Here is a 12273-nt window from a genome sequence, read left to right as displayed (position 1 = left end):
TCGTTCGATAAATTAGAATGATTTCCCATGACCTTTGAGCAGCTTGCCATTTTCGTCGCCGTCGCCGAGCGCGAACATCTGACTCATGCTGCGGAGGCCATTCATCTCACGCCTTCGGCGGTAAGTTCGGCGATCAAGAACCTCGAGGCCTATTATGGGGTGGAGCTGTTCCACCGCGTCGGCCGGCGGATCGAGCTGACGGAGACGGGGCGGTCCTTCTTAGGGGAGGCGAAGGCGACGCTTGCCCGCGTGCGTTCGGCCGAACTCATGCTGTCCGAGCTTGCTGGATTGCAGCGCGGTCGGCTCAGCCTCTATGCGAGCCAGACCATTGCCAGCTACTGGTTGCCGCCGCTGCTGATGCGGTTTCACCGCGACTATCCCGGCATTGAGCTAGACCTGACAATCGGTAACACCCGCACCGTCACGGAAGCCGTCATCGATGGCGCAGCGGAACTCGGTTTCATTGAGGGGGAGGTGGACGCGCCGGCACTGTCGATGAAGATCGTTGCGCAGGATGCGCTTGTTATCGTCGTGCCGCCAAACCATCCCTGGGCGGACGGGCGGCAATTGACCGGCTCCGATCTTGCAGGCGGCACATCCTGGGTGATGCGCGAGGAGGGCTCGGGCACCCGCTCCGAATTCGAGAATGCGATTGCCAAGCTCGGCGCTCCGTCAGCCGATCTCAATGTTGCACTCGTTCTGCCGTCGAACGAAGCCGTGCTGTCGGCGGTATGCCTGGGCCAAAGCGCAGCCGCTATTTCCAGCGCGGCGGCGAAAGCCTATCTCGGGCAGGGATTGCTGGTTCAGGCCAGTTTCGATCTGCCGGCGCGCAGCTTCCGATTGCTGCGCCACAAGGAGCGCCACGCCAGCAAGGCGGCGCTGACCTTGGAGGCCATGTGCAAGAGCTATCGCAAATTCGCCAGTTTCGATCCGGATGAGCGGAGCGAACCGGCTGGCGCTGAGAATGCTGGGTAACCCCGATCTCCGATGAGTTCGCCTAGCGCCGCTCGACCCGTTGTCGGTTGGCGACGACGAGTTCGATCGCGTTGCGCTCCAGCATGGCGTTGATGTCGGCGGGTGGGGCCTCGTCGGTGACGAGGACGTCGAAGGTTTCCGGCTCGCTCAGAATGATCGGGGCGCTGCGCCCGAACTTGGCACTGTCGGCAACGATGATGCAGCGTTCAGCCCGGCTCACCGCTTCGCGCGAATATTCCGCCTCTTCGAGATCATGCAGCATGAAGCCTGAGGTGGCATTGATGGCGCCGACCGAGAGGATGGCATGGCGTATGTTGAAGCGCCGCAGAAAATTGGCAGCCTCCATGCCGAAGGCGCCACCATCATGACCGCGCAGTTCGCCGCCGGCGAAGAAGATGCGGTTACCGTTGCGGGTGGCGAGCGCATGGGCCACTGACAGGGCATTGGTGACGACGAAAAGGTTCTGGTGCTTCTGCAGCGCGACGGCGATGAAGGCGGTGGTAGAGCCGACATCGAGGAAGAGGGTATCGCCGTCTTCGATCATCGAGGCGACGGATGCGGCGATCATCCGCTTGGCCTCGGCATTCTCGTTCATGCGCAGGTGCAACGGCGGCTCGATCATCGAGTCCTTGATATGAACGCCGCCATGGACCTTGGTGACGAGACCGTTGGTTTCCAGGCTGCGGATATTACGGCGGATCGTCTCTTCCGAGACGCCGAGACGCTCGGCAAGAAATTGGATGCGGCTTGCGCCGCCGGCCAGCCGGAGTTCCTCCAGAATCTCGCGCTCGCGATGATTGGAGTGAAGCGGTGGCTGGGATATGCCCGACATGATCCTGATCCTATTGAGGGTATCGATCCCAAGATATGCAAATGGCTTCCGGATCGAGCAGGTGCCTGTGCCAAGGGGGCAGCAAGCTCTCTGCGAGATGAATCCGATCGCCTCACGCTGGAGTTTTTAAGACAAATCTCACCTACGGTGAAGCGCCGTGTTAGACTATCCATAGCTCATTCGATTGGGAATTATTCGCAAATCCAACAAAAAGCCAAAAATCTGTTTGATTTTGTGGATCGGTTCTTGACAGTTTTGCCTTTGTAAGGAACCTTTCCCGTCCAAAGGATGCTCGATAGAGGCACCGGAGGGGGAATGATCGTAACGCCGGAAGACAGGATACAGTCTCTCGATATTTGGCGCGGGCCGATCGATATCGCCCCGCTGGTGGGTGGCATTACCAATCGCAATTATCTGGTCGGCAATGGCGGCCGGCGCTTCGTGGTCAGGCTTGGGTCTGACATTCCGGTTCATCATATCAGCCGCGGCAATGAGGTGGCGGCGAGCAGGGCTGCGCACGCGGCTGGCCTTTCGCCAGCTGTCATTCATCATCAGCCCGGTATCATGGTGCTTGACTATATCGACGCGAAGCCGCTCTCCGCCGACGACATTCGCCAGCCGGCGACGATAGTGCGCGTCGTGCGCCTAGTCCGCTCCTGTCATCGCGATATTGGCAGGCATTTTCGCGGGCCGGTGGCGATTTTCTGGGTCTTTCATGTGATCAGAGACTATGCGGCCACGCTCGATGCCGGCGGCAGCCAGCACAAGCCGCTATTGGCTTCCTTTCTCGATATTGCCGAGCAGCTTGAGCGCGAAGCTGGGCCTTTCGAGATCGCCTTCGGCCACAATGATCTGCTGGCGGCGAATTTCCTCGATGATGGCAGGCGGCTCTGGCTGATCGATTGGGACTATGCCGGTTTCAACACGCCGCTCTTTGACCTCGGCGGCCTCGCCTCCAACAATGAATTTTCCGAGCAGCAGGAAGAGGCGATGCTGGAGGCCTATTTCGAGGCGCCGGCAAATGACGATCTGCGCCGCCGTTATCAGGCGATGAAATGCGCGTCTCTCCTGCGCGAGACGATGTGGAGCATGGTTTCGGAAATCCATTCCGACATCGAATTCGATTATTCTTCCTATACAGCTGAAAATCTCAGGCGTTTCGAGAGCGCCTGGCAGAGCTTTCGCAATTCTTGAGGTGACGCAATGAAGGACCTGCCTGCTACCGCAAAGACCGTCGTCATCGGCGGCGGCATCATCGGCTGCTCGACGGCCTACCATCTTGGCAAGCTCGGCTTCACCGATACGGTGCTGCTGGAGCGCAAGAAGCTGACCTCGGGCACGACGTTTCACGCCGCCGGTCTCGTCGGCCAGCTGCGCACCAGCGCCAATATCACCCAGATGCTCGGCTATTCCGTCGATCTCTACAAGAAGCTTGAGGCCGAGACGGGGCTTGCCACCGGCTGGAAGATGAATGGCGGGTTACGCCTTGCCTGCAACGAGGAGCGCTGGACAGAGGTCAAACGGCAGGCGACGACGGCGCAATCCTTCGGCCTGCAGATGCATCTGCTGACACCGAAGGAGGCTTTCGATCTCTGGCCGCTGATGGATGTCGACGATCTGGTCGGGGCTGCCTTTCTGCCGACCGACGGGCAGGCCAATCCTTCCGATATCACCCAAGCCTTGGCCAAGGGCGCGCGCATGAGCGGCGTCTCGATCTTTGAGGATACCGAGGTTCTGGATCTCGAAATCGACAAGGGTCGGATTCGCGCCGTCATCACCGATAGGGGACGCATCGAATGCGAGCGCGTCGTCGTCTGTGCCGGGCAATGGACGCGGACCTTTGCTGGCCGCTTCGGCGTCAACGTGCCGCTCGTCTCCGTCGAGCATCAATATCTGATCACCGAATCCTTCGGCGTCCCCTCCAACCTACCGACGCTGCGCGATCCCGACAGGCTGACCTATTACAAGGAAGAGGTCGGCGGGCTGGTCATGGGCGGCTATGAGCCGAACCCGATTCCCTGGGCGCTCGATGGCATCCCCAAGGATTTCCACTACACGCTGCTCGACAGCAATTTCGACCACTTCGAGCAGATCATGGAGCAGGCGCTGGTGCGCGTGCCGGCGCTGCAGACGGCCGGCGTCAAGCAGCTGCTGTGCGGCCCGGAGAGCTTTACGCCCGATGGCAACTTCATTCTCGGCGAAGCGCCGGAGCTGAAGAATTTCTTCGTCGGCGCCGGCTTCAACGCATTCGGCATTGCGTCTGCCGGTGGCGCGGGTATGGCGCTCGCCGAATGGGTCGCCAAGGGTGAGCCACCCTACGACCTGTGGCCTGTCGACGTCAGGCGCTTCGGCCGTCCGCATTTCGACACAGACTGGGTGCGGACCCGCACGTTGGAGGCCTACGGCAAGCACTACACCATGGCCTGGCCCTTCGAAGAGCACTCCAGCGGCCGACCCTGCCGCAAATCGCCACTCTACGACCGCCTGAAAGCTCAGGGCGCTTGCTTCGGTGAAAAGCTCGGCTGGGAGCGGCCGAACTGGTTTGCCGATCTCTTTGCCGGCGAGGAGCCGAAGGATATCTACACCTATGAGAGGCAAAACTGGTTCGGCGCCGTCGGCCGCGAGCACAAGGCCGTGCGCGAAGCGGCCGTCATCTTCGACCAGACCTCCTTTGCCAAGTTCTTGCTGAAAGGCCGGGATGCCGAGGCAGCGATCTCGTGGATCGCAGCCAACGACGTCGCCAAGCCCGTGGGCGCGCTAACATATACGCAAATGCTGAACGACCGGGGGGGCATCGAATGCGACGTCACCGTCGCCCGTGTCGCTGAAAACGAGTTCTACATCACCACCGGCACGGGCTTTGCCACCCACGATTTCGACTGGATCGCCCGCAATATTCCGGCCGACCTGCATGCCGAACTGGTTGATGTGACTTCAGCTTACTCGGTGCTATCGCTGATGGGGCCAAAATCGCGCGAGATATTGCAGGCGGTGACATCGGCTGACGTTTCGAATGGTGCGTTCCCCTTCGGCAAAGTGCGGACAGTCGGCATTGCCGGCTGCCCGGTGCGGGCGCTGCGCATCACCTATGTCGGCGAACTGGGCTATGAGCTGCATGTGCCGGTGGAATATGCCGGCACTGTCTATGACGTGCTGATGGCGGCCGGGCGCGAGCACGGCCTCATCAATGCCGGCTATCGCGCCATTGAAAGCTGCCGGCTGGAGAAGGGTTATCGCGCCTGGGGCTCCGATATCGGGCCGGATCATACGCCGGTCGAAGCCGGGCTCGCATGGGCGGTGAAGATGAAGAAGGACATTGCATTCCGTGGCCGCGAGGCGATCGAGCGGCAGCTGGCCTCCGGCGTCAAGAAGATGCTTGCCTGCTTCGTGCCGGACGACCCCGAGACCGTGCTGCTCGGCCGCGAGACGATCTATCGCGACGGCCAGCGCGTCGGCTGGCTTTCGAGTGGCGGTTACGGCTACACGATCGGCAAGGCCATCGGCTACGGCTATGTCCGCGATCCCAGCGGGGTGACCGCGGATTTTGTGCTCTCCGGCCGTTACGAACTCGATGTGGCGCAGCGGCGCGTGCCCTGCCAGGTGTCCCTGAAGCCGCTCTACGATCCGCAGATGATGCGGATCAAGGGGTGATTGCGGAGGACGATGATTTGAGAAAGGTGGCGCAGCTTGGCCAGCCGCCAATCTCATCACGGATGGATATAGTGGCCGGAGCTTTTGGCGAATAAACTGAAAAGCTGCAGCTAATGAGATCGGCGCAACGTGGGGGCCGATCGCAGAAGTCCGGTGCCATTCGCACAAAACCCCTATCGTCGGTCCGGCAAGTCCCACGCCCGATAGAGATTATTGAGCGCCTCCGCCGTATGACATTCTATGAGCGGCAGGCCGGATTCCTGGAGCATTTTTGCATATTTGACGCCGCTATTGCGGGTCTTCACCAGTATCCATTGAATCATTTCCCATTTGACGCTGTCCTTCGCACCTTCGAGATGTCCCGCGCGGTTCGAACGGTTGATGAGCGTGCGTTTGAGATAGCGGGAAAAGCGAAGCCAATGGTTGGAGCTTATGAGGATGGCACCGGTGGCCCGGGCGAAGCGCTGCGGCATCAGGCGCGAATAGTTGCCTTCTATAACCCACCGCTCTTCAAGAATAGCCGCATCATGGAGTGCGGCGAACTCAACTTCAGGGCGTTGCTCCCAGTCTGTATTTGGCAGGTGGTGAAGCTGATCGAGATGCACGGCCGGGAGGCCGAGTTTTTTGGAAAGGGCGACAGCAAGGGTTGACTTGCCGGCATTGGAAGGGCCGAGCACAACGATGCGCTCGCCAAGGGAATGCAAGGGAAGCATAGGGGCACCGGTCGGAAAATTGGGATGGCTTCCATTGGCCGAAGTAAACGAGATTGTCAACGATTGGGGTCGTTTGCTGCGGCCATTGCCGCCATTTCCCATATCAGCCTGGGCCAGGCAGCGCCGTTCTTCGAAAACTGTGATCTCCCCGCCGCTGCATCAGCCATTTTCTTGACACGCCGCCGCTTTCATCCTCAATCGGCATGCTGACAACAGACGGAGGCGAGAGACGATGGCGGAAGCGGGTATCAAGCTGGAAGAGAGCTGGAAAGAGGCGCTGTCTCCGGAATTCGAAAGCCCCTATATGCAGCAGCTCAAATCCTTTCTCGTCGAGGAGAAGCAGCGCGGCAAGGTGATCTTTCCGCGCGGCAGCGAATATTTCCGGGCGCTGGATCTGACGCCGCTCGATGAGGTTCAGGTCGTCATCCTCGGGCAGGACCCGTATCATGGCGTCGGCCAGGCGCATGGGCTCTGCTTCAGTGTTCGCCCCGGCGTGCGCATTCCGCCGTCGCTGGTCAATATCTACAAGGAGCTGGAAACGGATCTCGGCATTCCGCCGGCGCGTCATGGCTTCCTGGAAAGCTGGGCGAAACAGGGCGTGCTGTTGCTCAACAGCGTGCTGACCGTCGAAGAATCTCAAGCCGCCTCGCATCAGGGCAAAGGCTGGGAGAAATTTACCGACGCGGTCATCCGCAAGGTCAACGACGAATGCGATGGCGTCGTCTTCATGCTCTGGGGCTCCTACGCGCAGAAGAAAGCCGCCTTTGTTGATACCGAGCGCCATCTCGTGCTGAAATCGGTGCACCCATCGCCGCTGTCGGCTCATAACGGGTTCTTTGGCTCCAAGCATTTTTCTCAGGCCAATGCCTATCTTGCTGAGCAAGGACGAGAGCCGATCGACTGGGCACTGCCGAGCGATCCAGGTAATAGTTGACCTCATATTGAACGACATCCATCTGTCGTTCAATAATTGAAGACAATCCGTTTGGCACTTGAGGGCTATCGAAACAAGGCTTTGCGGACCATCTTCTGCCCATGAGAAACGCCTGCCGTTGCAAGCGAAACAAAGGGGTTAGAGATGCTCAACCAGATCAAGGGTCTTCACCACGTTACCTCGATGGCGGAAGACGCCCGTACCAACAATAAGTTCTTCACCGACACGCTCGGCCTGCGCCGCGTCAAGAAGACGGTCAATTTCGACGCGCCCGATGTCTACCACCTCTACTATGGGGATGAGATCGGCACGCCCGGCACGATCATGACCTATTTCCCGTTTCCGAAGATGGCTCGTGGCCGTCCGGGCACCGGCGAAGTCGGCAATACCGTCTACTCCGTTCCGGAAGGTGCGCTCGGCTACTGGACCGAGCGGCTCAGCAAGCAGGGCGTCGAAGGTCTGAAGGCCGACGAATCCTTCGGTCAGAAGCGCCTGCATTTCGCCGGCCCGGATGGCGATGGCTTCGCTCTCGTCGAGGTCAAGGATGACAAGCGTCAGCCCTGGACGCATGGCGGTGTGGATGCCGAGCATGCCATCAGGGGCTTCCATTCCGTCGCCATGCGGCTGCGGGACGAGGGTGCCACGGCAGAACTGTTGAAATATATGGGCTATGAGGTCGTCGATACACATGAAGGCGTCAAGCGGCTCGCCATTCCCGGTGGCAACGGTGCCGACTATGTCGACCTCGAAACCATGCCGAACATCAACCGCGCGCTTCCGGGCGCCGGCTCCGTCCACCATGTCGCCTTTGCCGTCGAGAACCGCGCAACACAGCTTGAAGTGCGCAAGGCGCTGATGGACACGGGATACCAGGTAACGCCGGTCATCGACCGCGATTACTTCTGGGCGATCTATTTCCGCACGCCGGGCGGCGTTCTGTTCGAAGTCGCCACCAATGAACCGGGCTTCAACCGCGATGAGGACACGGCGCATCTCGGCGAAGCGCTGAAACTGCCCGGCCAGCACGCGCATCTGCGCGAGCTGATCGAGCGGAACCTCGAGCCGCTGGAAGGCTAATCGGGAGAGGGATCATGATGGATACGAATTATGTGCACCGGCTGAAGGCCGGTGCACCGGGAAAACCCATTTTCTTCACCTTCCATGGCACCGGTGGTGACGAGAACCAGTTCTTCGATTTCGCTGCGCGGCTCTTGCCTGAAGCGACGATCGTGTCGCCGCGCGGCGATGTGTCGGAACATGGGGCGGCGCGATTCTTCCGCCGCACGGGTGAGGGTGTCTACGATATGGCCGATCTCGCCCGGGCGACGGACAAGATGGCTGCCTATGTCTCGGGGCTTGCGGCCGAGCACGGCGCGTCGCAGGTGCTTGGCCTCGGTTTTTCCAATGGGGCCAATATCCTTGCCAACGTGCTGATCGAGCATGGCAATCTCTTCGACGCAGCGGTGCTGATGCATCCGTTGATCCCGTTCCAGCCGAAGGATAATTCAAGGCTGGAGGGGAGGCGCGTGCTGATCACGGCGGGCGAACGCGACCCGATCTCGCCGGCTCCCGTTACCCAGGCGCTCGCCGATTATTTCGCACGGCAGGATGCGCAGGTGACGCTCGAATGGCATCCGGGCGGCCACGATATCAGGCCGAACGAGATCGAAGCGATCCGTACATTCCTCGCGCCCTACGCCTGAATTTGAACAGGACCTCGCCGCAGGGCCGCCATTGGCTGTTCTGCGGCCGGCTATTTGCCGATCAGGCGCAACATGGCCTTCGCCTGGGATGCGGCTGCAAGCTTGGCGTTGTCGTCGATATAATCATTCCCGCAGAAGCGGCTGAGATTGGTCGCGTCTGTACTGTCGGACTGAGCGTGTTTCGCATCGGCAATAACAATGCGCCATGCGCAGCCGAGCATCTTGTCGGGCTGGATCGCCATGTCGCAGCCTGTACTGAGGCACAGGGCGACATGTTTCTGGGCTCGATACCCGCCCGCGATGGCCTCCTCATACTCAGCCTTCCACGTCTCGCGGTTATGCTGGCAACGGGCTGGATTGCTGCTCTGGCTGCATTGCACTGTCGTGTCGACATAGGTTTGCGCCGGCGGCCACAGAGGGCCATCCACCAGGCTGACGCAGCCGCATGCGAACAAGGTGGCCGACAGCAGGCGCAACTGATTCTCCCTTAACCGAAATTCACGCGAACCGTAGAGCCGCGGAGAATATCTGCAAGACGAATGTCGCCGGAACTGCCTTCGGGGTGACTTCGATCATCCTTCGCTCAACCACGGGGCCTGGGGCGTGGCCTTCCTGCAACCCTCAGCATCTTCCGACGTCCACGACATGAGAGGGCGCAAGCTTTGCTTGTGGGTGGCATGGCCGCTCGCTATGGATCTGCCACAACAGGACGGGGGGAGTTGATGGTAACGCTGGCGGAACAGCAGCAATACAGGCTGGGCGTCACCTATGTGGCGCTTTCGGCGCTGGCCTGGTCGACCTCGGGCCTCTTCGTGCGGGCGATCCACGCCGACCTCATGACCATTCTCTTCTGCCGCGGGATCGTTTCCGGCCTCGGCGTCTTCACGCTGTTTTTCTACATCGAACGCCGCAATGCCTGGCGTATCCTGCGCTCTATGCGTGGGCCTTCGCTGGCGGCGACGGTCTTTTCGACGGCTTCAATGATCAGCGGTATCGGCTCGATCTATTATACGTCGGTTGCCGACGCCATGGTCATCTATGCGACGGTGCCGTTCGTCACCGCCGGCGTTGCCTTTCTCTTCATCGGTGAGCGTCCCAATATGAGGACGCTGATCGCCAGCGGCATCGCTTTCATCGGCGTGCTCGTCATGCTGTCCGGCCATTCAGGCGATGGTGGCAGCTGGCTCGGCAAAGGGCTGGCGGCGATCATGACGCTGACGGTGGCCGCACTCGCCGTCGTCATGCGCCAGCATCGCAATGTACCGATGCTGCCGGCGATGGCGCTGTCGGCGTGGCTCTGCTCCTTCATTACCTTCTGGTTTGCCTCGCCGCTTGCGATATCCGGCCAGGATCTTGGCCTGATCATCGCCTTCGGTATCATCCAGAACGCAATGGGCCTCAGCCTCTATACATTCGGCTCGCGGCTCGTTCCCGCCTCCGATGCAGCCCTGCTGACGGCGCTCGAAGTGCCGCTGACGCCGTTATGGGTGTGGATGGTTTTTGCCGAGCGGCCGTCGACGGCGACGCTGATCGGCGGACCGATCGTGCTTGCAGCACTTTTCGGGCACATCCTGTTGGAGGTGCGTCGAAATAGGGTGGTTACTTCAGCAAGAACGCATTGAACGGCTTGTCGGCCTGGCCTCAAAATGTTGAAATCGCTCCGATCACGAGGAGTCGATATTGATGAAGAAGGTATTCAATCCACCGTCTGTCCGACGCCCCTTCGGCAATTACAATCACGGCCTGCTGGTGCCGCCTGGCGCCAGTCTTCTGGTCACGTCGGGCCAGCTCGGCATCGGCCTCGATGACCGCATCCCGCACGATGTGACTGCCCAGGCAGAGATGTGTTTTCAGGCGATCAACGCCATTCTCGACGATGCCGGCATGAGCTTCGCCGATGTCATCCGCATCGCCGGTTTCGTCACCACGCGCGAGGATTTTCCTGCCTATATGGCGGTGCGCGACCGCTATACGCTTGATCCCAAACCGGTTTCGACGCTGTTGATCGTCAGCGGATTTACCCGGGCCGAATTTCTGGTCGAGGTCGAGGTCACGGCCGCGAAGGTGGTGTGATGATGACGGGCAGCCCGATGCAATCCGTCGATCCGCAAATGCCTGACATAACGGGGCTTTACGAAACGCATCTGACTGTTTCCGATCTTCAGCGCTCCATCGGATTTTATCGCGATATCCTGAAGCTCGAGGTTGCGATGATTATCGAGAGCAGGAATGTCGCCTTCCTTTGGATCGGGGACAAGCGCACGAGCATGCTGGGCCTCTGGGAAACGGGCAGCGCGCCTCTTCGCATGCGTCTTCATATCGCGTTGAGAACCTCTCTCGACGATGTCATTCGCTCCGCAGCCGCCTTGAAGGCTAACGGCGTGCAGCCGAAGGGCTTTCATGGCGAGCCGCTCGATGAGCCGGTCGTTGTCGGCTGGATGCCGGCAGTTTCGCAGTATTTTTCCGATCCTGACGGGCATTCGATCGAGTTCATCCATGTGCTTGAAGAGGCCGCCGATCCGGGCTTCGGCGTGAAGCCCTATTCGCAATGGCTGGCGCGGCCGAAGACGGCGGTTTGACAGCCGCCAGCCGTCTTACTTTCCTTCCCCCGACTTTGCGCCGGCTTCGTTATGGTCTATGCGGGGGAGATTCGACCGATATTGCCGATGCGGGTAGTCGCACACCGCGGAGAGCCTAGGAGACTGCCATGACCCAGAATATTTACGACGATCCAGGCTTTTTCGAAGGCTATAGCCGGCTTCAGCGGTCTGTCGAAGGGTTGGCGGGGGCAGCGGAATGGCCGGCGATACGGGCGTTGCTGCCGGATCTGCATGGCCTCGATGTCGTCGATCTCGGTTGCGGTTTTGGATGGTTCTGCCGCTGGGCGGCAGAGCAGGGTGCCGCCGGCGTGCTGGGGCTCGATGTGTCCGACAAGATGCTCGAGCGCGCCCGCGTCGAGACGAAGGATGAGCGTATCCGCTACGACAGGGCGGATCTGGAGAAGCTGGAGCTTCCCAAGGCGAGCTTCGATCTGGTCTACAGCTCCCTGGCTTTCCATTATATCGAGGACTTTGCCGGGCTTCTGGCGAATATCCGCCAGTCGTTGAAGTCCGGCGGCCGGCTGATCTTTTCGATCGAACATCCGATCTACATGGCGCCGCGTCAGCCGGAGTGGTTGACCGATGCGGACGGCGGCAAGACCTGGCCGCTCAGTGCCTATCAGATCGAGGGAAAGCGGTTGACCAACTGGCTCGCTGAAGGCGTCGTCAAACAGCATCGGACCATGAGCACGACCCTCAACCTGCTGATAAAATCGGGCTTCGCCATCGCCCATGTCGAGGAGTGGTCGCCGAGCGACGAGGATCTGGCCCTTCATCCGGATTGGGTGATCGAGCGCGAGCGCCCGATGTTTCTGCTGATCTCGACGCGGACCTAACGGCGGAAGCAGCGCCAACTCGTGCCGAT

At 60.3% G+C, this 12273-nt stretch carries 13 protein-coding genes; 10 read left to right on the top strand and 3 right to left on the bottom strand.

Annotation, left to right across the window (positions count from 1 at the left end; genetic code table 11):
• Positions 1 to 27: 27 nt before the first annotated feature.
• The gene (locus BSK43_RS09705) at positions 28 to 975 is read left to right on the top strand and encodes a LysR substrate-binding domain-containing protein (protein WP_077469600.1); all 948 of its coding nucleotides are present in this window, start codon (positions 28 to 30) and stop codon (positions 973 to 975) included.
• 22 nt (positions 976 to 997) lie between these two features.
• On the opposite strand, the gene BSK43_RS09700 is transcribed toward BSK43_RS09705, so the two are convergent.
• Positions 998 to 1807 carry a DeoR/GlpR family DNA-binding transcription regulator gene (locus BSK43_RS09700; protein WP_077469601.1) on the bottom strand — a complete coding sequence of 270 codons (810 nt, stop codon included), beginning with the start codon at positions 1805 to 1807 and terminating at the stop codon, positions 998 to 1000.
• A 315-nt stretch (positions 1808 to 2122) separates the two neighbouring features.
• Here BSK43_RS09700 and BSK43_RS09695 point away from each other — a divergent pair, with 315 nt between their 5' ends.
• On the top strand, positions 2123 to 3001 hold the full coding sequence (locus BSK43_RS09695) for a choline/ethanolamine kinase family protein (protein ID WP_077469602.1): 879 nt from the start codon (positions 2123 to 2125) through the stop codon (positions 2999 to 3001).
• Positions 3002 to 3010: 9 nt separating this feature from the next.
• Positions 3011 to 5458 (top strand): FAD-dependent oxidoreductase, encoded by a 2448-nt coding sequence (locus BSK43_RS09690; protein WP_077469603.1) that lies wholly within the window; start codon positions 3011 to 3013, stop codon positions 5456 to 5458.
• Between the two features lie 173 nt (positions 5459 to 5631).
• On the opposite strand, the gene BSK43_RS09685 is transcribed toward BSK43_RS09690, so the two are convergent.
• Positions 5632 to 6171: an AAA family ATPase gene (locus BSK43_RS09685; RefSeq protein WP_077469604.1), complete on the bottom strand. Its 540-nt coding sequence runs from the start codon at positions 6169 to 6171 to the stop codon at positions 5632 to 5634.
• Positions 6172 to 6403: 232 nt separating this feature from the next.
• Here BSK43_RS09685 and ung point away from each other — a divergent pair, with 232 nt between their 5' ends.
• From ung to BSK43_RS09670, 3 genes are all read left to right on the top strand, one after another.
• Positions 6404 to 7105 (top strand): uracil-DNA glycosylase, encoded by a 702-nt coding sequence (ung, locus tag BSK43_RS09680; RefSeq protein WP_077469605.1) that lies wholly within the window; start codon positions 6404 to 6406, stop codon positions 7103 to 7105.
• Between the two features lie 144 nt (positions 7106 to 7249).
• Positions 7250 to 8182 (top strand): VOC family protein, encoded by a 933-nt coding sequence (locus BSK43_RS09675; RefSeq protein ID WP_077469606.1) that lies wholly within the window; start codon positions 7250 to 7252, stop codon positions 8180 to 8182.
• 14 nt (positions 8183 to 8196) lie between these two features.
• Positions 8197 to 8808, top strand: a complete 612-nt coding sequence (locus tag BSK43_RS09670) for an alpha/beta hydrolase (protein ID WP_077469607.1) — start codon at positions 8197 to 8199, stop codon at positions 8806 to 8808.
• A gap of 50 nt (positions 8809 to 8858) precedes the next feature.
• On the opposite strand, the gene BSK43_RS09665 is transcribed toward BSK43_RS09670, so the two are convergent.
• Positions 8859 to 9284, bottom strand: a complete 426-nt coding sequence (locus BSK43_RS09665) for a hypothetical protein (protein WP_077469608.1) — start codon at positions 9282 to 9284, stop codon at positions 8859 to 8861.
• Between the two features lie 246 nt (positions 9285 to 9530).
• On the opposite strand from BSK43_RS09665, the gene BSK43_RS09660 reads away from it, so the two are divergent.
• The 4 genes from BSK43_RS09660 to BSK43_RS09645 all read left to right on the top strand — a co-directional run bounded on the left by BSK43_RS09660 (position 9531) and on the right by BSK43_RS09645 (position 12244).
• Positions 9531 to 10430, top strand: a complete 900-nt coding sequence (locus BSK43_RS09660) for a DMT family transporter (protein WP_068401567.1) — start codon at positions 9531 to 9533, stop codon at positions 10428 to 10430.
• Positions 10431 to 10491: 61 nt separating this feature from the next.
• A complete protein-coding gene (locus tag BSK43_RS09655) occupies positions 10492 to 10881 on the top strand; it encodes a RidA family protein (protein WP_077469609.1) in 390 nt (129 codons plus the stop codon).
• Between the two features lie 17 nt (positions 10882 to 10898).
• Positions 10899 to 11387: a VOC family protein gene (locus tag BSK43_RS09650; protein ID WP_077469703.1), complete on the top strand. Its 489-nt coding sequence runs from the start codon at positions 10899 to 10901 to the stop codon at positions 11385 to 11387.
• A 128-nt stretch (positions 11388 to 11515) separates the two neighbouring features.
• Positions 11516 to 12244, top strand: coding sequence for a class I SAM-dependent methyltransferase (locus BSK43_RS09645; protein WP_077469610.1), 729 nt, complete (start codon positions 11516 to 11518; stop codon positions 12242 to 12244).
• The last annotated feature ends 29 nt before the right edge of the window (positions 12245 to 12273 follow it).

The sequence above is a fragment of the Rhizobium sp. P44RR-XXIV genome, assembly GCF_001999485.2.
Lineage (GTDB): Bacteria > Pseudomonadota > Alphaproteobacteria > Rhizobiales > Rhizobiaceae > Rhizobium.
Note: the sequence above shows the minus strand (reverse complement) of the source record. Positions and strands in the feature narration are given on the sequence as shown.